At 31.5% G+C, this 25,712-nt stretch carries 22 protein-coding genes; 8 read left to right on the forward strand and 14 right to left on the reverse strand.

The genetic code is table 11. From position 1 onward, the window contains the following. Positions 1-114: 114 nt before the first annotated feature. From KW502_RS09125 to KW502_RS09180, 12 genes are all read right to left on the reverse strand, one after another. Positions 115-777, reverse strand: coding sequence for a P-loop NTPase family protein (locus KW502_RS09125; protein ID WP_219040243.1), 663 nt, complete (start codon positions 775-777; stop codon positions 115-117). Beyond that, positions 770-1,204: a helix-turn-helix domain-containing protein gene (locus KW502_RS09130; RefSeq protein WP_219040244.1), complete on the reverse strand. Its 435-nt coding sequence runs from the start codon at positions 1,202-1,204 to the stop codon at positions 770-772. Before KW502_RS09130 ends, KW502_RS09125 begins: the two co-directional genes overlap by 8 nt. 1 nt (position 1,205) lies before the next feature. Then, a complete protein-coding gene (locus tag KW502_RS09135) occupies positions 1,206-1,493 on the reverse strand; it encodes a helix-turn-helix domain-containing protein (RefSeq protein ID WP_219040245.1) in 288 nt (95 codons plus the stop codon). A gap of 132 nt (positions 1,494-1,625) precedes the next feature. After that, positions 1,626-2,168, reverse strand: a complete 543-nt coding sequence (locus tag KW502_RS09140) for a hypothetical protein (RefSeq protein ID WP_219040246.1) — start codon at positions 2,166-2,168, stop codon at positions 1,626-1,628. A gap of 236 nt (positions 2,169-2,404) precedes the next feature. Further along, positions 2,405-3,643, reverse strand: a complete 1,239-nt coding sequence (locus KW502_RS09145; RefSeq protein WP_219040247.1) for a site-specific integrase — start codon at positions 3,641-3,643, stop codon at positions 2,405-2,407. 232 nt (positions 3,644-3,875) lie between these two features. Next, complete coding sequence (locus KW502_RS09150; protein WP_219040248.1) at positions 3,876-4,538, reverse strand: SDR family oxidoreductase; 663 nt, start codon at positions 4,536-4,538, stop codon at positions 3,876-3,878. A gap of 143 nt (positions 4,539-4,681) precedes the next feature. Beyond that, positions 4,682-5,506: an alpha/beta hydrolase gene (locus KW502_RS09155; RefSeq protein ID WP_219040249.1), complete on the reverse strand. Its 825-nt coding sequence runs from the start codon at positions 5,504-5,506 to the stop codon at positions 4,682-4,684. Position 5,507: 1 nt separating this feature from the next. Further along, complete coding sequence (locus KW502_RS09160; RefSeq protein WP_219040250.1) at positions 5,508-7,703, reverse strand: PepSY domain-containing protein; 2,196 nt, start codon at positions 7,701-7,703, stop codon at positions 5,508-5,510. A 12-nt stretch (positions 7,704-7,715) separates the two neighbouring features. After that, positions 7,716-8,225 carry a DUF2271 domain-containing protein gene (locus tag KW502_RS09165; RefSeq protein WP_219040251.1) on the reverse strand — a complete coding sequence of 170 codons (510 nt, stop codon included), beginning with the start codon at positions 8,223-8,225 and terminating at the stop codon, positions 7,716-7,718. A 68-nt stretch (positions 8,226-8,293) separates the two neighbouring features. Further along, entirely contained in the window at positions 8,294-9,793 is a 1,500-nt protein-coding gene (locus KW502_RS09170; RefSeq protein ID WP_219040252.1) for an ankyrin repeat domain-containing protein, read from the reverse strand. Between the two features lie 105 nt (positions 9,794-9,898). Beyond that, the gene (locus KW502_RS09175) at positions 9,899-11,143 is read right to left on the reverse strand and encodes a DUF4374 domain-containing protein (RefSeq protein WP_219040253.1); all 1,245 of its coding nucleotides are present in this window, start codon (positions 11,141-11,143) and stop codon (positions 9,899-9,901) included. Positions 11,144-11,167: 24 nt separating this feature from the next. Beyond that, entirely contained in the window at positions 11,168-13,537 is a 2,370-nt protein-coding gene (locus KW502_RS09180; RefSeq protein WP_219040254.1) for a TonB-dependent receptor, read from the reverse strand. A gap of 102 nt (positions 13,538-13,639) precedes the next feature. Here KW502_RS09180 and KW502_RS09185 point away from each other — a divergent pair, with 102 nt between their 5' ends. From KW502_RS09185 to KW502_RS09200, 4 genes are all read left to right on the forward strand, one after another. Then, positions 13,640-14,602, forward strand: coding sequence for a helix-turn-helix transcriptional regulator (locus KW502_RS09185; RefSeq protein WP_219040255.1), 963 nt, complete (start codon positions 13,640-13,642; stop codon positions 14,600-14,602). 96 nt (positions 14,603-14,698) lie between these two features. Next, positions 14,699-15,283, forward strand: a complete 585-nt coding sequence (locus KW502_RS09190; protein ID WP_219040256.1) for a HupE/UreJ family protein — start codon at positions 14,699-14,701, stop codon at positions 15,281-15,283. 74 nt (positions 15,284-15,357) lie between these two features. Continuing rightward, a complete protein-coding gene (locus KW502_RS09195) occupies positions 15,358-15,789 on the forward strand; it encodes a deoxycytidylate deaminase (RefSeq protein ID WP_219040257.1) in 432 nt (143 codons plus the stop codon). A gap of 5 nt (positions 15,790-15,794) precedes the next feature. Continuing rightward, the gene (locus tag KW502_RS09200; RefSeq protein WP_219040258.1) at positions 15,795-17,378 is read left to right on the forward strand and encodes a S41 family peptidase; all 1,584 of its coding nucleotides are present in this window, start codon (positions 15,795-15,797) and stop codon (positions 17,376-17,378) included. A gap of 195 nt (positions 17,379-17,573) precedes the next feature. Here the strand turns inward: KW502_RS09200 and KW502_RS09205 are convergent, their stop codons facing one another. Continuing rightward, positions 17,574-18,149: a MarC family protein gene (locus tag KW502_RS09205; RefSeq protein WP_219040259.1), complete on the reverse strand. Its 576-nt coding sequence runs from the start codon at positions 18,147-18,149 to the stop codon at positions 17,574-17,576. Between the two features lie 133 nt (positions 18,150-18,282). Between KW502_RS09205 and KW502_RS09210 the strand changes: the two genes are divergently transcribed. Both KW502_RS09210 and KW502_RS09215 read left to right on the forward strand, forming a co-directional pair. Beyond that, on the forward strand, positions 18,283-18,852 hold the full coding sequence (locus tag KW502_RS09210; protein WP_219040260.1) for a DUF3109 family protein: 570 nt from the start codon (positions 18,283-18,285) through the stop codon (positions 18,850-18,852). 162 nt (positions 18,853-19,014) lie between these two features. Then, positions 19,015-20,361, forward strand: coding sequence for a deoxyguanosinetriphosphate triphosphohydrolase (locus KW502_RS09215; protein WP_219040261.1), 1,347 nt, complete (start codon positions 19,015-19,017; stop codon positions 20,359-20,361). On the opposite strand, the gene KW502_RS09220 is transcribed toward KW502_RS09215, so the two are convergent. Then, entirely contained in the window at positions 20,353-22,128 is a 1,776-nt protein-coding gene (locus tag KW502_RS09220; protein WP_219040262.1) for a 1-deoxy-D-xylulose-5-phosphate synthase, read from the reverse strand. The two genes, KW502_RS09215 and KW502_RS09220, sit on opposite strands and share 9 nt — an antisense overlap. A gap of 37 nt (positions 22,129-22,165) precedes the next feature. Here KW502_RS09220 and KW502_RS09225 point away from each other — a divergent pair, with 37 nt between their 5' ends. Both KW502_RS09225 and KW502_RS09230 read left to right on the forward strand, forming a co-directional pair. Continuing rightward, entirely contained in the window at positions 22,166-22,615 is a 450-nt protein-coding gene (locus KW502_RS09225; protein ID WP_219040280.1) for a nucleoside deaminase, read from the forward strand. Positions 22,616-22,815: 200 nt separating this feature from the next. Then, entirely contained in the window at positions 22,816-25,533 is a 2,718-nt protein-coding gene (locus KW502_RS09230; RefSeq protein ID WP_219040263.1) for a helix-turn-helix and ligand-binding sensor domain-containing protein, read from the forward strand. Positions 25,534-25,712 lie beyond the last annotated feature (179 nt).

Raw genomic sequence — 25,712 nt, forward strand, 5'->3', positions numbered from 1 at the left:
AATTTTTTATAATTAAAAAACAACTTTAACTTACTAGTTAACAGAAGCTAAGCCTCGCAGAGCAAGTTGAAAATAGGGGCTCTGCCCCTGTTCAACTTGCTATCTACGATACCTTCAAAACCTTCTAGAATCTCCATCCAAAGGAATAAAATTGAACATCTCGTAAAGCCTGTCTGCAAATCGATTTCTACTATCATCGAAACCATTACCATAAAATTTATTCAAATCTTTTATAGTAAGATTTGTTGTAATAAAAGTTTTAGTTCCTTTTTGTTTAAACTCATTATATCGAAGCTCAATCATTCTCCCCATAAGTTTTTCCTTTACGCCCCAGGAATTGGCTATTCTCTCGGTTCCCAAATCATCAAAGTGGACTTTTCCTTTTCTATATCTTTCTACAAGATACTCACCCTCCAAACTATACTTCGTAACCAAATCATGAACAGATATATTGGAAAACCGTAAATTTTTTAATTTATATTTTTTACTAATAATTTGGACTATATCAAAAATTGAACTTTTTCCCGTGCCACAAGGACCAAATATCAAAAGTCCCTTTCTAAGCTCTCCATTACATTTTTTTTCGAAAAGGGGATCATTAGTAAAGTATTTACAAATAAGATCTAAAAAGCTCCTATTTTGATCGTCAACAACAAAATGTCGATGTCTTTTCCGGAAGTATTCCTTTCCTTCCTTCCAGAAAAGCTCTTTAAACTGATCTGTAGAAATCGTATATAATTTTTCATTAATATTTCTTTGTCTTGATAAATCATTCATAGTTTCTCGGTCTAGCATTAATTTTTTTTTCTTTTTTCTTTTTTTCTTTTTTAAAACTATTAGAGTTTAGTATTGAATGTTTATTATTATCATTAAAGAAATCTTGTATAGGCCTATTCAAGTTTTTTTGTATAGGCTTTTCAAAAATAGTTATATACCTATTCAAGATTTCTTTAGTACCCTTATCGCGATATAAATGCCGCTGAATATATCCATACTCTTGAAGTTGTTTAAGCCAAGTGTTTACCGATTGAGTGGATACCTGATAAAGCTCTTCAAAGTATCTATTACTGGCATAACAAAAACCAAGTTGATTCGTAAGTGAAGTGATTTCTGCGTAAAGTATTTTTGCGCTGGGGCTTAATCTTTTGTCATATCTAATAGGAGCGGATAAAATAGCATAATAGGAGGGTTCTAGCTTTTTCATTTCATTTAGCTTTTCTATTTTGTTTAGCAACTTCTAAAAGCTCTTTTTTTGAATAAAATATAGACCTGCCTACAGAATAATAGGGTATCTTATTTTGTTTCTTCCAAGTGATAATCGTGGTTACCGATACTCCTAAAAATTTTGCCGCTTGTTTTTGCGAAAGTCTATCATCAGGTGTAATTGAAGAACTTGATAAAATAGATTCGGTTTTTATAACTTCATCTAAAACCATCTTTACAACTCTCTGTAAATCTTCTTTTGTGTGCGAATAGAATAGTACGTTACTCATTTTAAATTGTTTTAAGTTTAAATTTAATTTCCAACAATTCAAATATGTAACAACTTTCAGCTTAAAATTTTCATTTTCTCAAAAACAGACATAAAACCCTAAAAATCAGTAAAATAAAATTTATTTTTCCATTTAAAATTTTCTAATAATCCTCATGAAAGATGTAATTTTCGTGTTTTCGTCATAAATTTCTTGAAAATTCTTTTTTGATGGAAGCTGATTTAGGCTTTTACCCAACTCAGGATAAAAGCTTTCCAATTTTTCACAAGTATCTTTAAAAGCTCCTGAAATATCACCTTGCTTGTGTAAAAACCAAAAAAAACCTACAATAGAAATTTTATTTTTCTTTTCTATTTGAGGTAAAGTATTTACTGTAATTTTTTTTAGCTTTTTAGATGGTCCATTTTTGGTAATAAAAAATTGAGAAATAAAAAATTTTATACTTTCTGTCTGTACTTTAGATGTGGAAAATATTTTAAATTCTATGATTTTTTTTTGCAAATCAGTTAGATAACCATAAAATTCAATTTTTGGTTTTTTATCTAATTGACCTAAATCACTAGCATTAGTTTTTCCTGAAAAGCAGTAAGAATCTAAGTCTGAAATACAATACTTACCTGCTTTCTTTTTTATAATTTTCTTATTGTAAAAGAAATCTAAAGAGATAATAGCCACTATTAAATAAACAATAGTGAAAAAAAAAATTAACCCTAAATAAAAAATATTGAATATAGAACTTTTTAAATTTATACTTAAGAAGGCATTAACATTTATGAAAATTAATCCAATAAGAACTGGAAAAATATAAATAGGCAAGGCATATTTTTCAAATAAAATTTTTAAATTAAATTTCCTTCTAGTACAAGAATCATATAATTTTAAGAGCTTAATACCGGCTTTGTAAGTTATTCTCATAATTTATTCCAGGTGTTATCCATTTCCTGTTGTTTAAAATTTTCAGCAATTTTCACATACTTTCTAAAGCTTTCCTCCTTTTTGTGACCTGTTAAATTTCTAACTACCATCTCCTTCATACCTAACACTAAAGAATTAGTAACAAAAGATTTACGCGCCGTATGACTTGTTATTAATTTATATTTAGGAAGAGTTTTATCTACCCTCTTTTGACCAATATATCTTGTTATTGTGATAGGTGTATCTATTCCAACTATTTTACAACACTCCTTAAGATACTTATTAAATTTTTGTCCAGAAATTATGGGTAGTGGTTCATAAATAGTCCCTTTATACTTTTCTAAAATCTGCATAGAAAATTTATTAAGAGGAATTTTATGATCTATACTTCGGGTTTTTTGAATCGTTAAGTTAATATGTGTATCAAAAATATTTGAAGGTTTCAATAAGGCTAAATCTGAAAAGCGCAAACCGCTAAAACATCCCATACAATATGTATCACGAACATGGGTTAATCGTTTTGATTCAAAATTATAATTAAAAAGAGTCATCAATTCGTCCATAGTAAGATAGATAACTTCTGTTTCATCTTCTCTAGCTTTAAATTTTTTGTATTTTAAATTGGTATGATATTCTTTATCATGCGCCCAATTCATAAAAGTTTTCAGAACCTTCACTATAAAAGCCAAATAACTATTTTTGTTCTTTCTTATCGAAAAAGTATATTCTTTAAGATCTTCAAAAAAAGAATGATCTATAGATTCAAAAGTTAAAACAATCCCTTTTTCTGTTTCGAAGTGTTTAAGAAAATTTAAAGTAGTCCTATATGACTTAATCGTTCTAGGTGACTTAGTAGAACGATTAATATTTATAAACTCTTCGAAGGAAGGAAAAAACTTATGAGATAAATTTATTTTTTCTAAACCATTTTTCAACTTATCAATAATAAAATCTTTTGTAGGGTTTATCTCATTTAAAAGGATGTACCTAAATAATTTTTTAATTTCAGCTTCTTTATTATCTAAGATTTTATTAAACTCTATGTAGTTATTATATGGTTCTCCTTTTCTAGGATTAGTTATTCTCTCGTTTTTTTTATTCCACTGTTTCTCTAAAACTTTTACACCGGAAACTGATCTAAAAATTTTTTCGCTATTAAAAGAAATAAGTAATCGGATGGGTATTAAACCGTCTTTATTGATTTTGTCTTTTCTTAAATGAAATGAAAGTTGCATATGTATTTAATATAATGCAAATATAAAAAATAGGGCAACTTAAAGGGCTACTAAAATTAAAATAATTTCATATATAAATATTTAAATAAATTGAATTAAACCACCATATATATATTAAAGCAGACTTAAGAGCATTCAAATATGTTTAAAAATAAAGGTACTCCCGCCTTGAGTACAAAAAAGCCTGTTGATTTTTTCAACAGGCTTTTTATTTCACTTCGTTTGCAATTTTCTAAGAGCATACCTTGGTTAAAGCTTCGGTGATTTCATCTTCACCTTTACTCATTTCTATAATTTTTCCGTAAGTTTTTTCTTCCTTTAAAACAGCTAAAACAGTTTCAGCAACCGCTTCTCTAGGTATTTTATCGCCTACCTCTTCTGGCTTTTTCGTCATCAGTACTTTTCCGACTTGCTCATCATCTGTTAATGCGACTGGACGTAAAATAGTATAGTCTAACTGACTTCTCTTCAGCTCTAAGTCTGCATAATATTTTGCAGTATAATAAGCTTTCATTCCCTCAACTTTACCCCAGAAAGAACGATCGTCGGTATGGGAAGCTCCAACCATAACAAATCTTTTCACTCCTTCTTTTTCTGCTGCTTGTATGGTTTTAATGGCTCCATCTAAATCTATCTCCATAGTTTTATCATCCCCTGTATTTCCGCCAGATCCTGCCGTAAAAACTACTGCATCATAATTTTTAATTACCTTACTAATCGCTTCTGGTGTATTTTCTAAGCTTTCAACAACGCTGTTAACTCCAATATCTTTAAAGTAAGAACGTTGTTCTTCTTTTCTAATAAAGGCAGTAGGCTCAAACTCTTTAGAAACACTCATTTTTTGAGCTATTTTTTTTCCTACTTTTCCGTGTGCACCAATAATTAAAACTTTCATATCAAATCATTTTTTCGGTTAGATTCAATATAATTTTTTCAGAATAGACATTCACTTAAAATTATATTAAACTTCTCTAAGTTGCTAGAAATTATTTTAAATGGAGCTGAAGAAAAGAAATAAATAAACCCAAATGCTAGTCTCTAGTTTTTAAACAAAAACTTTAAACCATCGTACTCTGAAGGAATAATTACCGAACCGTGATTTTCTTCTGGATAATTTTTAAATTTCCACTTTAAGCCTTTAAAAGATTGTTTATTAAAAACATTTTCTAATGGCGATCTTGACATCATATTTGGTTTTCTCTTTGAAGAAGAAAAAAATAAACGTTTATTATTAAACTGAAAGAAATCTTTAGCTGAATTAGCAAGCTTAAAAAGATAGTTATCATCCCACCAAATACTAGGGTCTATCGCTAAATAATTATCGAAATATTCTGGATGTTTCAATAAAGTATACATAATAGTTAAACCTCCAAATGAATGACCCACAAAAGTAGCAGATGAATTTGTACGGTACTTTTGTTGTAGTTCTGGACGAAGTTCATTAATAATAAAATTTAAAAAATTCTCTCCGCCACCGCCATCTTCTAACATTGCTTTATTTTTTCTAAATTTTTCAGGAAGCTTTTTAGTTTTTACAGGAGTTAAGTCTCTATTTCTATTGGTATTTACGATTCCTACCACAATCATTTTTGGAATAAAACCACCACGTCTTCCTCGTGAAAGCATTTGCTGCAAACCAGTATAGCTATGAAAATTAATATTGGCGTCTAATAAATAAACTACCGGATACTGTTTGTCTTCATTTTCTTGATAATCATCTGGTAAATAGACATAATATTCTCTTTCTTCATTTAAAATTTTAGAGTAAATATGATAAGATTTACCAATATTAATTTCTTTACTGGTTTGTGCGTTTCCTAAAAAATTGAGCAATACTATAAAAGCTACAAGTGTATTTTTCATTTTAATAACAATCCATTAATAATTGACCTCTATTTTGATAATCACTTAAATTTTTTAATTTATTTTCTTCGCAAATTTTGGTTAATAAAGCCAAGACTGCTTGTTGCATAAATATAGAACCACAAATCATAATCACGCCGCCAGCTTGCAAGACCTCAGCAATTTCAGAATCATTTTCTTGCAATCGATTTTGTACATACTGCTGCTGATCTGTGCGAGAATATACCGGAATAAATTGAGCTAAACGTTGGTTTTCTAAAGCCGAAGTAATCATGTTTTTATACTGAATTAAAGCTTCTTCATCTCTCGCTCCCCAATACATTTTTGTAAGCGTTTTTTTGCTATTATTCATCAACATTCCTAAAAAAGGAGCGATTCCCGTTCCGGTAGCAACCATTAAAACTTGAGAGGCTTTCTTCGGAAAATAAAAAGACTTATTTTTTAAACGTGAAGCCTGCACCACATCGCCTTGTTTTAAACTATTTAGATACGTAGAACAAATGCCATTTCTATGCAACTTTATACTTAGTAAAATTGTATTTTCTAAAGTAATCCCTAATGAATATAAACGGTCATGATGTTTTTCTCCAGGACTTACCGCCAACAAATCTCCAGACCTCAACTTTTGTCTTTTTATTGGCTTTAATTCAACTAAAAAAGTTTGGTGATTGGGAATTATTTCTGTTTTTCTAACCACCTCATAAGCTAATTTTTTTTGTTTTGTAGAATCAACTTCTCCTTCAAATTTAGGGAAATTCATTTCGCTTAGCCGCGCCCATTGGGCTAACCAACGGTTAAATGATTCAGCAGATTTATTATTAATGGTGTGTAAAGCTAAAAAGCATTCAGCATTTTCTTTTTCATCTAGTAAACTTTCTGTGGTATAAGCAAATTTGCAAAAATCTGGATATGCAAAAGATCCAAACCCTACTACGCTATATTGAATGGGTTTACCAAACGAAATTTCTTTCAGCTTTGCTTCAAATTTATTAGCATTGGTTGGCGGTTCTCCCACGCCATAGGTTGCCGTAAAAATAATAAGCTGTTCAAGTTGATTATGATAGCTAAACTCATTCATCTGTTGCACATAAGCTTTCTTACCTTTTTTAAGAAGTTCTTGCTGAAACCATACTGCAAATTGCAACGTGCTTCCGGTTTCTGATCCTACCAAAATAAGATGCGTACAGTCGTTAAGTTTAAATTTATTTTTAATTTTAGTAGCCTTTCTTTTGAAGGTAATTTTAAAACCTGAATAGATAAAAAACAAAATGCTTACACAAGAAAGTAAAAGTATAAATGCCCAAATAAAATTGCCTTCGCCCGTATGCAAGATGTAACTATATTGAAAAAACTGTTCTTGTGCTGAAAGCTGATCTTCATCTAAAATTTCTCCTGTAAATTGATTTATAGCAAAACTACCGTCTTTAAGCTGAAGCATAAAATAATCACTAGGCGCTGATGAGAAAGGAAATTCGATGCTTTTTACATTAGCTACTGACGTGTTATTAAAAATTTCAAAATCGCTTATAGCGCGTTTTGGAGCTGCATTAATATTTTCATTTTCAACTTCCGCAGTAAAAACTGGATGTTCTAATATATTAAATTGAAAGAGAGACAAATAAACTCCAGAAAGGCTAATAATAATAATTGGAATTAAAAAAAGTCGCCCCAAATATACGTGCCCATATTGGTAGAAATTTTCTTTGATAATCGTAGAAAAAATCTTTTTCACACCTTGCTGGCGTTTAAGAAATAAAATGAGTCCGCTAAGGCTAATTAAAAAGAGTAAAAAAGAGGTAAGCGCTACAAAAAATCTTCCGGTAGTTTTTAAAAATAAAGAACGATGCAAACTACGAGCAAACTGAAAAGTTTTTGCTTCTGGGTTTATTTCTGCTACTTTTTCACCTGTATTTGGATTCACATAAAATTCTGCTAAATCGCCATTTTCTGTCAAAGCCGAAATTGAAACCCGATCGTAACCATCTACTTTTACTTCAAAAACTTCTAAGTAATTTTCTTGTAAATTATCGATTAACGTAGCAGCAGTAATTTGATCAAGATCAAAAGAGTTTATCTCTATTTCTTGCTGAATAGGTTCAAATGCAAGTATAATTCCTGTTAAGGAAGCCATTAGCACAAACAAAAAAGAAGATACGGCCAATGCTAAATGACTGTATCTCCAAGCAGAAATAATCATTGAAAAATGATTTTAGTTGGCAATCAATCTCACGTAACGAATGTAACCAGAACCCTCAAACTTACCTTTAAGGTTTTCTTTGGTTAAAGCTACTTCTAAATCTTTTTTATGGTAATCTTGATCTTCTACCGCGCTTTCAAAACGAAGTGTGTAGTTTTTATTTATTTTATCTGAAGGAATTTCAAAAGCAACAATAGCTCTTGCTCCTGGATTAATGGTAGCACCGCTAATGGCATCTATATTTTCTGAACCTTCTTTACCAAGTTGGCTCCACCACTCTTTTAAAGTGTTATACCATTCATCATCTTGCCCTTGCATGTATAAGGTCTTTTGATATTTTTCATTTTCATCGACAATTGAAACTACTACGTAAGGTTTTTTACCCGAATAGTTTTTTAGTTGCAATAAACACTTCACGGTAGTGGTCTCTTTTTCGAGATTTACTTCTTTTCCAGCTGTAAAAGCCAGTAATGTAAAAGCGGTTAAGCAAACCATTACACTTTTAAAGATATACTTTTTCATTTTTTATTTTTTTCTAAATAAGCGGAGTAAAATTAAATAGTTTTACTCCGTCAATTTTTAAATTTCTATTATTTTAAAAAATCAATAGACGCATTTTTTTTAGAAAGCACTTCGTTTTCTCTAGCTAAATCGTAAGCGCTTTCATCAAACTCTGTGGTCATTGATTTATCGGCTCCGTTTGCTAATAAATACTTTAATATTTTGGTGTCTTTTGCATTTAAAGCAGCCAATAATAGTGCCGTATTTTCTTCTTTATTTTTAGCATTAACGGCAACATCCCAATCTATTGCTTGCTGTGCTAATTCTAAATTGTTGTTTTGAACAGCTACATGTAATAATGTATTTCCGTTAGGTTGTGGCTTTGTAAGCTCTAAACCATTTTCTAATAACAAGGTAAGTTTCTCTTTCTTAGGAGGAGTCACTTTACCATCTCTGCTTCGTTTTGCTGAATTTGCCCAATAATAAATTAAGTTATTACCATCTTTATCTTGAACATCTATTTTTGCTCCTTTTTTAATTAGATAAGAAACTACTTCTATAGAATTGCCGCTTACAGCCTTCATTAAAGCAGTTTGACCTTCGTTATTTTGATGATTTTTATTTGTAGTTCTTTCTTCTAGAATTTTTACAATTTCTAAATTATTACCTGCAGCAGCATTGATTAATGCATTATTACCATCTGTATTAGTTTGGTTAGCATCTACTCCTTTTTCTAAGAAATACTTAATAAGCGAAACGTCTTTATTTCTTCGGCTTAATAAAATAAGTGGGGTTTCTCCGTTTTTATTCACAATATTAGGATTGATCCCCGTTTTTTCTAAATATTTAAAAGTTTCCAATTTTGGGCTGGCTCCACGCATACCTTGACTAGCAACAAGAATTGCATTACCGCCTAATTTATTTTTGGTTTTATAATCGATTCCGCTTTCAATTAAGGCATGCATTACTTTTATGTTTCCGCCTTTGGCTGCGTAATGAAAAGCACCATTACCATCATCGTCTTTGCTGTTTAGATCGAGACCTTTTTTCTTAAAATAATTAATCATCTCTAGGTTTTTCAACTTCTGCATGATTAACAATATAGCAGTAGCACCACCTTTTGTTTTTTGCTGAATAGAAAGTCCGTTATCGGTTAAATAATCGTAAATTCTTTGATCTTCTACACCAGCATAAGCAGCAAAAGTAATCGCTCCAAAACCATGTGTTCCTTTTGCGTTAACATCGGCGCCATGATCTACTAAATATTTTATGACTGAGAAGTTGCCTTTATAAGCAGCCCATACTAAATAACTTCTTCCATCGTGTGTGCGCTTATTAACATCTACCTCTTTCAAATTAAGAAGATATGTAATAGCTTCTACTGGAGCATCGGCAAGAATAGCAATAGTTACTCCATCAAAATGAGAACGGTTAAACTCTTTAGGGTCGTTGCCTTCTTTTATTTTTTCTTTTATAGATGCTACAGAGGGGTTTTCACCCCAAAACTCTCGTTGTAAAAAAACATTTTCTTGTGCAAAAAGACCAGAAAACATGAATGCAAAAACGGCAACTATTAATATCTTTTTCATATTGATTTTTTCTAATTCAAATTTAAACCTTTTATATAGGTAATCATAAGAAATACCTTAAGCCTAAAATTTAGGCTTAAGGTTGGCTAACATTTCAAATAAATTTTATTGTTTCGCTAATTTTCCCACAGCGGTAACTCCGTCTGCTTCTATTTTTGTACCAGCAGTCATCACATGATTTGCTGCATTAATAATATATAAACGAGGGTTTTCACTGGTCTTTATAGGAAAAACAACTTCTTTGTTGGCTTTGTCTACATAGGGAGCGCCTATTTCTTGTATTCCATTTGGAACATCATCAACCCAGTTAAAGCTTTTTGTCGCTACATTAACTACAGCAAATTTATGACGAGTTTCAGTTGGTCTAGCAGAAGCAATATTTTGCTCTGTAAACATTTGTAATACAAAAGTATTATCTCCTACATAGTGAGTTCTGTATAATTTATAACCTCCTGAGGCTTCACTAATGTTAAAGAAATAATTCGGATCGAATTCTGTAGTGCCATTATTTATTTTTAAAACTCCAGAATTTACCTCAGGCGCATCTAAAGCTGAAGAAAAAACATATACATCTCCATTTTCTACTGGCTCGATTCCTGTTTCTCCTTGAGACCTAGATTGACCAGCAATAACTCCTGTTCTACCTGTGTCTTCTATACGCTGTATAAATTCTAAATCTTCATTAAAAATTGCGATATAGGTATGATCGTTAAAATCACTATTAAAAGCATTATCTTCATTATCTTCTCCTGCTTTAATAGTTCTGTATGCTATCCAAACTCGGCTGTTATGCTCTGTAATATCTGTTATGTAAGCATACTCACCATTATTGGCTAACTCTTTTGTATTTATGGTAACAGGGCCTGTTACTACACTTGTTTTGCCGTTTACTTTATAAAAAGTAGCTTCTGGATTTTCGTAATTTCTAGAAGAATATTGAACAAATAATTCTTCACCTACAATACCTTTACTTTGAATAGAAACCTGTAAATCTATTGGGTTTCTTGGTTCTAAGCCACAATCTTCAAGTATAAATGATTGAGTGGTACCTGGGTCTCCTTGTCTATATACAAACGAATAAGCCGCTAAGTTTTTATAGAAAAACCAAGAAGGAGTTCCTGTAACTTGAAGACCGTCACCTACAATAGAAAGCTCTCCTTCTGAGATATTCTCTTTGGTTAGCACATAAGAATTCTCTTCTGAAGTTGCAGCAACCACATATTCTTCTGTAGCTACGCCCTCACAACCTACTGTATTATCTTCACCATCGTCATCACTACAAGAAGTGAAACCTAACATTGCTGCGAATGCAACTGAAACATAAAGTTTTTTTCTTAATAAAATATTCATCATCATTATTATTATGGAGTTATGTTAAAATTTGTCTAAAAAATACCTAACTTTTATAGCGAAACTTCTACCTGGTTTTTGCAAGCTATAATTATCATATAGGTCTTCATTTAAAATGTTTTTACATTCTAATGAGAGGTTATATTTTCCGTTTTTGAAACTATAATTCAAGTAAACATCATGGGCGATTTGATTAGGTATATTTCTATTGGTAGCGCTATTTCCAAAAGAATCATAATCGTAACTAAATTCGTGTATATATAATAAATTATAATTGAGGCTTAATACATCTTTTTTATCCCACAAGCGATTAAAATAGAAAGCAAAACCTGCATTTCCATACAAATATGGCATGTTAGGTATTCTTTGATCGTAACTCAAGTTTTTACTTGTACTTCCGTTTTTGTATTCTAATTTATTCCGTAGGCTTTGATAAGTGAAACTTGCGTTTGCTGAAAATAACTTCGCGTAATTATAGGTAGCTTCTAAATCTATACCTCTATTTTTAACAGAAGCTTCGTTTATAGATTGAGCGCTTCCTTCTTCGGTCACCTTTCTTCGTATAAAATCTTTAATGTCACGGTAAATAAAACTTGCATCTAGATTTAAGTTTTGTTTTTTAGTTAACCTCCAGTTGTAATTTGCACCTATATTTAAGTTTTTACTGCTTTCTGGTTTTAAATCGGGATTTCCTAATTCAAAATTACTTCCGTTACCAAACAATTCTCTTCCTACAGGTAAACGGTATGCTTTTTCAAAAGAGGCTTTCATTTGTAAACTTTCGGTTAAAAAATAAGACGTAGCCAAACCGTAGCCATACGTATCTGTTGTTTTTGAAAATTTCTGATACTCACCAACCGCTAGCGGATCTGCATATTGATTTACTTTATTGCTGTAATATTTCCCAAAAAGAGAGGTACTCCATTTTTTATTAGGCTGAAATTTATAACCAGCACCTAAAATATTTTTAAAATTTTCACTCGGATAATCATCAGAAGGGCTTGGCTCTGCTTCATTTCTTCGTTTTCTAGAGAAAGTATTAAATACGTTATTTAAGGTAAAAGCATGTTTATCTTTAAACTTATAAGTTACATTTGCGTTTACTGAACCATTTCTATTTCTATAAAAATTTCTAGTATAAGGAGGGTATTCTCCTTTTTCACTTTTTTCTATAAAATCTCCTGCCCAGTTATAATTTCGCATAGCATCATCTATATAACTTGCCTCTCCGAAATTATAATTCCCCCTTACCGCAACATTTAATCCATTAATAAATAAATTATCTTTTTTATATGTAAGCGAAGGCATTAGCGTTTCTGAGGTTTCATAGACCTGTCCAAAAGCAATATCCATATAAGCTGGATGTTGAATCTCATTATACTCATCTCCATACGTAAAACCTAGCAATAACTGGTCTGCAAAAGCAGTGTTCACAAAGCCAACTTTCCCCATTAATGTATAGTTACGATACATATCATGAAAGCGTCGCTCGTTAGTTTTCTCTAAAGGAAAAACCTGAGTTTGCAAATTTTTCACCCTAACATCGACATTGTAATCGTTATCAGAATAATTTTGAAAAGCCGTTAATCTTGCGGTAAAACCAGAATCTGCTGTGTAAGCCGCATTTAAAAATGATTTATGGGTATTAAATGATCCATAAGAATAAGAAGCATCCACAAAGTTTTGCTTTCCATCTTCTGTAACAATATTTATAGCCCCACCTAAAGCATCAGAACCAAAATTAATGGGCACTACTCCTTTGTAAACTTCAATTCGTTTTGCTAAATTGATAGGAATATTATTAATACTGAAAGCTGAATTAAAACCTTCCATAGGCATTCCGTCTATAAACAATTTAACGTGTCTACCTGAAAAACCATTAAGCATTAAGTTTGTATTAGAGCCTACACCACCAGACCTTCGCACCCGAACTCCAGACACCCGTTCTAAAGCTTGAGAAACGTCTAAAGTTGTATTGTGCAATGCTTCTGCGTTTAATGCAGAAACATTATAAGAAGATTCTTGAACTTCTTGAAGAGCAGATTTTCCAACAATCTCTACATCATCGAGTGTCATCGCTGGATCTTCTTCTAATTGAAAGTTAACGCGCAAATTAGAATTAGGTAGCACTTCTACCTCTTCAACTTGATTTAGATATCCTAAATTTGTAGCAGATAATTTATATTTTCCAGCAGGTAAACGCAATTCAAAGGTTCCGTTTTCGTTTGTTTCAGAGAAATATGTTTTATTTATTACATAGACAAAAACACCTGGCAAAAGCTCTCCTTCTTGTGAAGTAACTTTTCCTTTAACAGTAGAAAAATTATCATTTTGCCCAGTTGCTACTTGGGTTAACAAAAAAACTAAAGCAATAAGAGAATAAAATATTTTCACTTGTTTTTATTTAAACTGATTTTAAATAACTTCTTGCAAAAGTATTTTATCTTTACATTTAAGTATTGCGGTTTTAGAAATAAAAATAACGGAAACAGGATTATGTATATTAAGTCTAAATTAAAACATCATAATTTTTCTCTCTTTAATTTAGATTTATCTAGCGTAAATGAACTAAAAACTGAAAACTTACATTTACACCCCAATGATGAGATTGAAATTAAATGCCACTTACAATACAACAAAGATTTTTGTATTATAGACACACAATTCTCCAACATAGAAAAATTAGTTGATGTTTTTCATATTAAAGGTGATTTTATACAAATTTCTTTGGTAAGTAAAGGCGACTTAAAAATTGAAAACTCTATTAAAAATGAACATATACAAACAGGAAATGTTCAGTTTACTTTTCAATCTTGCTCATCTTGGGAAGTTCTTATACCCAGCAACGCACCTACACACTATACATTAATTATTTTATCTAAAGCATTTTACCTACAGCTTTTAAAAGATGAAAATTGGATTCAATTAGATGAATTATTTTTAAAAGTGCAAGCAAATAACTTTATTAGAATGGGAGAAAATAAATTCCCGATTAGTTTCTCTATTCATCAAATTTTAAAGCAATTGGCTAAATGTGAATTTCCTGATGAGCATAAAGAAAATTATTTTAAACTTAAATTAAAAGAATTGTTTTATGTGTATTATGTACAACAACAATTACAAACCCCCAGCTCTGATATACCCTCAGAAACCTTAGAAAAGGTAAGAAAGGCTAAAGCCTATTTAGCGGCAAATTTTAATCACACTCCTACCATAAAGCAGCTTTCTAGGCAAGTCTTACTAAATGAACAGAAATTAAAAAGCACATTTAAAAAAGTTTTTGGCAGCACAATAAGAGGTTATGTTATTGAGTTGAAAATGAAAAAAGCACTCACGCTATTAGAAAACCATACAGTTTATGAAATTTCTAATATTTTAGGCTACAAAAGTACCTCTCATTTTATAAATATGTTTAAAAAACATTACGGATACACCCCTAAACAGACGCTAAAAGAATAAGGTAAATAATAATTTTCAGTATATATTAATTCTAATTATTTTTTGAATCTAATTTTTAAAATGTAAGTTTGGATAACTTCGAAACTTACACGATATATGGATGAATTTTGGATTTACTTTAAGCTAGGACTTACACACGTCTTAGACTGGAGCGCTTATGATCACGTACTATTTTTAATTGTATTAGTTGCTTCTTATACTTTTTTAGAATGGAAACGAGTTTTTTGGTTAGTCACCACTTTTACAATAGGTCATACCCTAGCTTTAATATTGGCCACATTTAACATTGTACAAGTAAATTCAACCTATGTAGAGTTTTTAATTCCAATAACAATTTTTGTAACCGCTCTCTACAACCTCATAAGAGCAGGAAAAACACCAAAAGATGGGAAAATGAATATGTTAATGGCCACTACACTTTTTTTCGGAGTAATTCATGGGTTAGGTTTTTCTTCATTTTTTATGGGCTCAGTAGGTTCTGGAACCGATAAGTTTGTCTGGTTATTAGAATTCGCTTTAGGGATAGAAGCAGCGCAAACCATTGTTGTTATAATTGTTTTAATCTTAGCGCTAATCTTTCAATCATTATTTAACTATTCTAAAAGAGATTGGGTTTTGGTTATTTCATCAATCGTCATAGGCTTAGTTATCCCAATGTTACTAGAAAATAATTTTTGGTAAATTATAGCGATTTTCTCTCTAAGCTGCTATAAAAAAAATTATTCTTTTAAATTTACGACTCTAAATGCTGATAAATGTCTGTAGAAAAACAGCTTAAATTTGATAAAGCCTACCTTAGAATGGCTGTAGAATGGGGAAAATTATCTCATTGTAAAAGAAAACAAGTAGGAGCCATTATTGTGAAAGACAGAATGATTATTTCTGATGGGTACAATGGTACGCCTAGTGGTTTTGAAAATTGCTGTGAAGATCTAGAAGGTCTCACTAAATGGTATGTATTACATGCAGAAGCAAACGCTATATTAAAAGTTGCCGGTTCTACACAATCTTGTAAAGATGCAACACTATACATCACCATGTCTCCTTGCAAAGAATGTAGTAAACTCATTCACCAAGCTGGCATAAAACGTGTAGTCTATCAAAACGGATACAAAGATAATTCAGGCTTAACATTTTTAGAAAAAGCTGGAGTTAACATAGAACAAATCACCGAACTAAACGATTAATACTATTGAAAGCTTACTCTAAAATATATTTTCCATTAATTATTGGAGCAGCTTGTGCATTAGGGATTTTTATAGGATCTGTTTTAGATTTTCCAGATACCTCAGAAGGTATTTTTACTGCAAATGCAAAAAAAGAAAAACTAAATAGGCTTATAGATTACATAGACTATGAATATGTAGATGATGTAAATACAGATAGCATAGTAGATGTAACTGTTAATAGTATTTTAGAAAACTTAGATCCACACTCGGTTTATATACCAAAACAAAAATACGACGCTGTTTCAGAAAACATGAAAGGTGATTTTGTGGGTATCGGAATAAGTTTTTACACATTAGAAGATACCATTGCAGTAATTAAACCTATACCAAATGGACCAAGTGAAAAAGTAGGTATCAAAGCTGGAGATCGTATTTTGTATGCCGATGGAATTGAACTGGCGCAAAAAACTATTGATACAGATTCACTTTCATCATTATTAAAAGGGAAAAAAAACACTACAGTTAAGCTAAAAATTAAACGAAATGGTTCAGAAAAGCTATTAGATTTTACCGTAAAAAGAGGGACGATTCCTATAAAAAGTGTCGACGCCGCTTATATGCTCAATGAAAAACTTGGTTATATTAAGATTAATCGTTTTGCAGAAAGTACTTATAAAGAATTTGAAAAAGCAATTGAGAGTTTAATTACACAAGGAGCAACAGAGCTAGCGCTAGATTTAAGAGATAATGGCGGAGGCTATTTAGACCAAGCGGTAAAAATTGCCGATGAATTCTTGACTCAAGATAAACTCATTGTTTTTACTAAAAATAAAGCTGGAAAAATTAACAAAACCTTTTCGACTAAAAAAGGAAAGTTTAAAAACACCAAAGTTTTTGTATTCATTAACGAAAATTCGGCCTCTGCCAGTGAAATTGTAGCCGGTGCTTTACAAGACAATGATATTGGTACAATTGTAGGAAGAAGATCTTACGGAAAAGGCTTGGTGCAAAGAGAAATGAATTTAGGAGACGGTAGCGCTGTTAGGCTAACCGTAGCAAGATATTACACCCCTACAGGTCGTTCTATACAAAAGCCTTATGACCACGGCGATAATAAAAAATATTTTGAAGAATATTTAAGTAGATATCGTAATGGCGAATTACAAAGCAAAGACAGTATAAGTGTAAACGATTCGCTTAAATATACAACTCCCAAAGGAAAAATTGTTTATGGCGGTGGTGGTATTATTCCAGATGTGTTTGTTGCCAAAGATACTGACTATGAAAAAGAAAGCTTAAACTATATGTTGAAAGGAGGCATAATGGATAGATTTATATTCAACATTCTTGAAAAGGATCGTAATTACTACAATAGCTTAACACAAAAGGAATTTAACACCCAACAAATAGTTTCAGATCAAATAGTAGAAGATTACATAAACTATTTAAACGAATTTAATTTTGATTTTAAAACTAAAAATTACCGCTATCTATTAAGAAAGTACTTAAAAGCAAGTATGGCAGAACAACTTTTTGGTACCAATGCGGCACAAAAAATAATTAGTCAAGATGACAAAATGATTCAAAAAGTGTTAAGCCTAGACTAAATTTCTGACTTCTTTTTTATTGCTCTTGAAATTAATAAGATAAGCATAAGCACTATCACACTAAGAGAAGATAAGATACAAGCTATAGCAACCTTACTACTTTCTGCCGCAAGATTATTAAAATCTACGATAGTCAAATTGTAAATCAATAAACCTAATGCACAAAGCATTAAAAAATAAATTAAATACTTCATTTTACTTGAATAAATTTTGAATATTGGCAGCAAATAATTTTACCGCTATAGCTAACAAAACTACACCAAAAATTTTACGAATCACATTAATTCCTTGTTTTCCTAGCACTCGTTCAATCTTACCAGAAGATTTTAGTACCAAATAAACAATCATAATATTAATCAAAATCGCTATAATTATATTTATAGTTTGGTATTCTGCTCTTAAAGATAAAATAGAGGTCATGGTTCCAGCACCCGCAACCAAAGGAAAGGCTAACGGAACAATTGCTGCCGTTTCAGGGGCATCATCTTTATAAAGTTGAACGCCTAGAATCATTTCGATAGCTAAGAAAAATAAAATAAAAGACCCTGCTACTGCAAAAGAATTAACATCAATCCCTATTAAGTTTAAAATTTCATCCCCTACAAATAAGAAAACAATCATTAAAATTGCCGCCACCACAGAAGCTTTTTCACTCTGAATATGACCTACTTTTTTTCTTAGATCTACAATAATTGGTATACTCCCAATAATATCGATTACAGCGAACAAAATCATCCCGGCAGTAAAAATTTCTTTAATATCAAAACCCATCACAAATACTTTAAAAATGCGTGCAAAAGTATTTTAATTTTAACCCTTTGCAATCATTAATTTATAAAAATTTCAGCTAACATTGTCGGTATAAATTTCATTGCTTACAAAAAAAACATATTACCTTTGCAAAATGTTTCAGATAGGAAAAACCATAGTTTCAGAAGATATTATAGAGAAAGATTTTGTTTGTAATCTTTCTGCCTGTAAAGGTGCATGCTGCGTAGAAGGCGAAGCTGGTGCACCCGTAGAAAAAGAGGAAATTCAAAAACTCAAAGATGTATATGCTGAAGTAAAACCCTTTTTAAGAAAAGAAGGAATCGAAGCCATCGAAAAACAAGGAACTCATATCGAAAATGATTTTGGAGAATATGAAACTCCTCTTGTAAATGGTGCCGAATGTGCTTATGTAACTTTTGATGACAAAGGAACTGCCCTTTGTGGTATTGAAGGTGCTTACCGAGCTGGAAAAATTGATTGGAAAAAACCTATTTCTTGTGAGCTTTACCCAGTTCGCGTACAATCTTATTCTCAATTTTCTGCGGTAAATTATCACCGCTGGCCAATCTGCGACGATGCCTGTTCATTAGGAAAAGAACTACAAACACCTATTTACAAATTTGTAAAAGAAGCGCTAATCAAAAAGTTTGGCGAAGATTGGTATATGGAAATTGAAAAGGTTGCAGAAAATCATTTAAAGTAGTTTTTTTGATTATTCAACGCCAAGTACCCCAAGTGCCATTATCCTCTTAACAAGTAATTTATAGACTTTACACAAAGTTCTAAGAATTAGAACCAAAAACTACAATTGAAAGCCTAGCTGATTGTTATAGGTTTGCTATTTTTAGCCTTCAAAATAAATAAGATGAACTGGGAACAATTACTTTCTTTAAAACGCTATGGCGATACCATCAAAAGATTACGTACAGAACAAGACGACACTCGTTTGGGGTTTGAGGTAGATTACGACCGTGTTATTTTTTCTTCAGCATTTAGGAGCCTGCAAGATAAAACACAGGTAATACCATTATCTAAAACAGATTTTGTACATACACGTTTAACGCACAGTTTAGAAGTCTCTGTGGTAGGCAGATCTTTAGGTAGAATTGTAGGTAAACAAATAATTGAAAAACACCCACAGCTTTCAGCTACTCATGGCTATCATTTTAATGATTTCGGAGCTATTGTCGCTGCCGCAGCATTGGCACACGATATTGGCAATCCACCATTTGGGCATTCTGGAGAAAAAGCAATCGGAGAATACTTTAAAAACGGAAACGGTAAACGTTTTAAATCACAACTTAGCGAAAAAGAATACCACGATCTCACTCATTTTGAAGGAAACGCTAACGGTTTCAAATTACTTACTGAAACTAAACACGGTAATCAAGACGGCTTAAGGCTTTCTTATGCCACTCTAGGTGCATTTACTAAATACCCCAAAGAATCACTACCCCACAAACCTACACCAGAAATTGCCGATAAGAAATTTGGATATTTTCAGAGTGAAAAATCTATTTTTAAAGACATTGCAGAAGAGTTAGGTTTAGAAAATTCTGGCAAAAACGGAGATATTCATTATAAACGCCACCCGCTTACATTTTTAGTTGAAGCTGCCGATGATATTTGTTACACCATCATCGATTTTGAAGATGGTATTAACCTTGGTCTTATTGATGAAAGCTATGCGTTAGAATACCTAATTAAACTAGTAAAAAACAATATTAATACTGAAAAATTTCACTCGCTTACCAATACGCAAAGTAGACTGAGTTACCTAAGATCTTTAGCCATAAATACACTTATTCAAGATGCAGCCCGTGTTTTTATAGAAAATGAAGAAGCTATTTTACAAGGAAACTTTCATGAATCTTTACTAGACAAATCTAAATACACTGCTCAAATTAAAGATATTATTAGTTTGAGTGTAGAAAAAATTTATCAAAGTCCAGAAGTAATTGAAAAGGAAATTGCTGGTTATAAAATTATCGCAACACTTTTAGAAACCTATACTCAAGCAATTGAAAACAGCGTCAATCACGAAGAAACTAACTTTGATAAACTTATTTTAAATAGTTTCTTAAAAGGTTTTGAAGCAGAAGAAAAATCTACTTACCAATGGCTAATTCAGTTAAGCTCACAAGTAGCCGCACTAACTGATGGCAATGCATTAAGGACTTTTCAAAAATTATCGGGAAGTAAGTTAGGTTAAAACTTCTTCTATCTTCTGCTGAATTCTTTTTGCTGAAATCCCAACGAGTACTCGCAATTCTTGGGTGGCTCCTTGCTCGATAAACTCATCTGGAATTCCTAAGGTTATGATTTTTGAAGTGAATTCATTTTGATGCGCAAATGCTAAAATCGCTTCGCCCGCTCCGCCAGAAATCACTCCGTCTTCAACGGTAATTACAGTTTCGTATTTTTTGAAGATTTTAGTTAACAATTTTTCATCTAGAGGCTTCACAAAACCTAAGTCATAATGAGCTACTTCTTCTGAATGACTAAGTTCATCTAGTGCTTTTTCAACTTCAATTTTAATTGTTCCTATAGAAATAATCGCGATTTTATTCCCTTTTTTGAGTTGCTTCCCTCTTCCTATTGTTAATTTTTTAAATTCTCTTTGCCAATCAAGTTTTGTTCCTCGGCCTCGCGGGTAACGAATGCCTATTGGTTTTTCTAAGCCTAGTGAAGCTGTATATAAAATGTTACGTAGTTCAATTTCATCAGAAGGTGTTGCGATAATTAAATTAGGGATACAACGTAAATAAGCAATATCAAAAACCCCATGGTGCGTTGCTCCATCTTCACCCACTAATCCAGCACGGTCAATACAAAAAATTACGGGTAAATTTTGTAAAGCTACATCGTGTATTAATTGATCGTAAGCACGTTGTAAAAAAGTAGAATAAATGGTGCAAAACACAATTTTATTTTGTGTGGCCAAACCCGCTGCGAGGGTGACGGCATGTTGTTCTGCAATACCTACATCAAAAGCGCGATCAGGAAATTCTTTCATCATGTATTTTAATGAGCTTCCGGTAGGCATAGCTGGAGTAATCCCAATAATCTGTTTATTATTTTTTGCCAATTCAACTAAAGTCAAACCGAAAACATCTTGAAATTTGGGAGGTAATTTTTCGTTTCCTTTTGAAAGTAATTCTCCTGTAATTTTATCGAATTTTCCAGGAGCATGATAAGTAACTTGATTTTCTTCTGCTTGCTGAAGTCCTTTTCCTTTTTTCGTAATAATATGTAAAAATTTAGGACCTTCTACTTTTTCCAATTTTTCGAATGCTTCAAAAATAGCTTCAAAATCATGACCATCAATAGGCCCTGAATAATGAAAATTTAAAGCTTCGATCATATTATCTTGCTTGGGTTTAACGCCAATTTTAGATTTCGACAAATATTCTTTTAGCGCCCCAACACTGGGATCGATACCTATGGCGTTATCATTTAAAATCACCCAAAGATTAGCATTGGTAACCCCCGCGTGGTTTAAACCTTCAAAAGCCATTCCGCTAGCGATGGAAGCATCGCCAATTACTGCAATGTGATTTTTTTTAAGATTCCCATCTAATTTAGAAGCAATGGCCATTCCTAACGCTGCTGAGATGGAAGTTGAACTATGACCTACGCCAAAAGTGTCGTATTCACTTTCATCGCGTTTTGGGAAACCACTAAGTCCGTTTAACTTTCTATTAGTCTCAAAAATATCACGTCTACCAGTTAAAATTTTATGTCCGTAAGCTTGGTGCCCTACATCCCAAACCAAAAGGTCTTGTGGAGTTTGAAAATAATAATGTAAAGCAATAGTTAACTCTACCACGCCTAAACTTGCCCCCAAATGTCCTTCTTTAGTGGCTACAATATCTATAATAAACTCTCGCAGCTCTTGAGCAACCTGCAACAAATCTTTCTTGTGAAGTTGTTTTAAGTCTTTAGGAGAATTAATATTTTGCAATAATCTTAATGCCATAAAGCAAAGGTAAAGTTTGAAATTGTATTTTTGGCGTATGTTAACTCCTTTTGATGATACTTATTTTATGAAGAAAGCGCTAGACCAAGCGCAAGAAGCATACGAGCGTGATGAAATACCAGTAGGAGCTATTATTGTAAGTAATAATAAGGTGATTGCTCGCGGACATAACCTTACCGAGATGCTTAATGATGTAACCGCTCATGCCGAAATGCAAGCCATTACTGCCGCTGCTAATTTTTTAGGCGGAAAGTATTTAACTAATTGTACGCTTTATGTCACTTTAGAACCTTGTCAAATGTGTGCTGGAGCTTTGTATTGGAGTCAAATTTATCGAGTGGTTTTTGCTGCGAGAGATGAACAACGCGGATATCGGGTAATGGGTGGAAAATTACACCCGAAAACTAAAATTACCGAGGGCTTGCTTGAAATAGAAGCTTCAACTTTGCTAAAAAAATTCTTTATAAAAAAAAGAAATTTAAATTAATCTGGCCATGATCATTTAAAAAGATATTATTCTTTTTTTTAGCTTCGATTTAATTCGAAATATCTATTATTAGATGTAAATAATCGAATGAATTTCCGAAATATTTAAAGTAACAAGTAAATGATTATATTTGAATTTCATATCCCCACTTTATGATGAGATTCTGTCTGCTAAGCATATGGTTCATTTTTTCACAAACTTTGCTCGCACAGCAAACTATTCCCTTTTTTAAAAATTACACAAAGAATGATTACCAAGGGGAAAATGCCAATTGGGACATTACACAAGACGACAAAGGAGTTATTTACACCGCAAATAATTATAAGCTTTTAGCTTATGATGGAGACGACTGGAGTAAATATTCACTGCCTAAAGATATTGTAATAAGGTCTGTTAACGTAATTAATGATACATTGTATTCTGGGGCTTACCAAGAATTTGGCTATTGGTTACGTAATGATAAAAATGAATTAACGTATCATTCCTTAAGCAGCGAAAAAAAAGACTCTTTATTTAACAATGATGAAATTTGGAAAATTTATCCTTTTCAAAAAGGCATAGTTTTTCAATCATTTAGTGCTATTTACTTTTTCGACAAAAAAGAAAATAAAATAGAAAAAATACCTTTTCCTGAAACCTCATCAATTTTTACTTATAAACTAAATAATAAGATTTATTTAGCTAGTAAATATGGTGGCGTTTATAAATTAAATGAACATAAGTTTGATGCCGAACCCTGGAGTGAGCCTTTAAAAGAGTTTTCAATCCAATCTATGATTTTATATAAAGGTGGTTTTTTATTGGGTACCCAACTTAATGGTATTTATTATTATAAAGATAATAAACTTACAAAGTGGCTAAATAAAGATTCTGCCATTATAGATGGAATAGAAATTAACAATTTAAGCCTTGTTAATCAAAAGTTATGCATAGGTACCATTAACAAAGGTTTACTTATTTTAAATGAACAAAAGCAACTTTTATACACTATAAATACGAGTAATGGGCTTAATAATAATACGGTTTTAAGTCAATATAAAGATACCGATGGTAACTTATGGTTAGGGCTTGATAATGGTTTTGCTTGTATTTACTTAAGTTCTCCGCTACACGTGTTTAATGACAAAAGCGGAAAACTAGGTACTTTATACGCCATAGAAAAAAGTCCAAAAAATCCTAATATTGAATACCTAGGAAGTAATCATGGAGTATTTAAAAAAGAAGATCATCAGCTTAGTTTAATAAATAACTCTAACGGACAAGTTTGGAATCTGACTCAAATCGATGATGAAATTATATGCGGTCATAATAACGAAACTTTCGCTATTAAAAATAACAAGATTAAACTACTAAGTACAATTAGTGGAGGTACAAGGCTTGTAAAAACTACAAAAGCAAACACGTATATTCAGGGAAATTACTCCGGGCTTACAAAGTTCACTAAAATTGATGATCAATGGGAAGTGAAACATTTTCAAAATATGTATCACCGGGTGAGTGAACTCGCTTTAGACAAGCAACATCATATTTGGATTACTTCTCCACATAACGGAGTTTATCAATTTAAACAAAATGGAGATAAATTAATTCAGAAGAAATTTTATCCTGAAAATAAGTTTAAACACTTATTTCAGCTTAATAATGAAATTTTCTTGGCCGGTAAAAATGATATTTTTAAATACGATTTGGTTAATGATACAATTATTAAAGATGAAATTCTAACAAAGAAACTCATGCCGTTAGATCACGTCATGGCTTTTGAAAATAAATTTATAGTTACCAAGCAAAAGAACAAAATAAAGATATTAGATGTTTTAGCTAATAAAACACTACAACTATCTTCTAAAATTATAGAAAATAAGTTAGTACAAGACTTTGATTTCGCCAAAGCAGTAAATGATTCTATTTACCTTTTTCTAGACTCTGGTTATTTGCTTGTAGATATGAATAGCAGCATAGATGTTCAAAAGAAATTGCCTCCTGTAATTTCTAGATTACGTATTAATGGTGAAACTAAAACCATTGGTAAAAACTACAAAATACCTTTTTATAAAAATTCAATTAATTTTTCACTAACTAATTACAGACCAGTAAATTACCTGCAACACAGTTTTATTTACCAATTAAAAGGATATAATAAAGTATGGAAAACAGCTCAAAATAATACGATCAATTTTGAAAATTTACCAAAAGGGAATTACGAGTTGTTAGTTAAAAATCGTTCAGGGAATAAGGAAAGTGAAATTCTATCATATAAATTTACAATTTTGCCCCCGTGGTATTTTAGTGTAGAAGCCATAATAGCCTATCTTCTTTTAGCAATTTTATTGTTATACCTCATCTACTTTTTCAATAAGAGAAAATTTAAACAAAAGCAAATACGTTTTGAAAGAGAGCTTGCTCATAAAAATGAGCTAGAAATAAAAGAAGAGAAAATTGAGAATAATAAACGCTTAGCAGAGTTAGAGAAAAAGCAACTGAGAGAACAACTAGATTCTAAACGAAGAGAACTAGCTACTTATGCTGCCAGTATGGCGAAAAAAGAAGAGATTTTAAGTCAGTTAGAAAAAGAAATTAATAAAGAAGAAATTAAAAAAGAACACAGCAAATTATACGATAGACTTAATAAATTTAAAGAAAACCAATCTCATTCTGAAGATGATTGGAAATTATTTGAAAGAAACTTTAATGAAGTTCATGATGAATTTTTCAAAAACCTTCAAAAGAAATTCCCTGAGCTTACTCCCAAAGATTTAAATTTATGTGCTTATCTAAAAATGAACTTAAGTTCAAAAGAAATTGCACCATTAATTGGTATTACATACCGCAGTGTAGAGTTACATCGATATAGATTGAGAAAGAAACTTAATTTAGATAAAAAGGAAAATCTAGTTAAGTTTTTGTTATCGTTTGATTAATCCTCACTCACGAAAACGTTTTAAACTATTAAGTTTCACCACATCAATTCCACATCATTAACGATTATTTCAAATTCACAAACACAACATATTAGATTACAAATAACTGAAATTCAATAATTTATTTTTTTAAAAAATGATGATGAGTTTAGTTATGCGTAAAAGAAAGCTAACCAACG

Origin of the sequence: Mesonia aestuariivivens, assembly GCF_019311235.1 — a bacterium.
GTDB lineage: Bacteria > Bacteroidota > Bacteroidia > Flavobacteriales > Flavobacteriaceae > Mesonia > Mesonia aestuariivivens.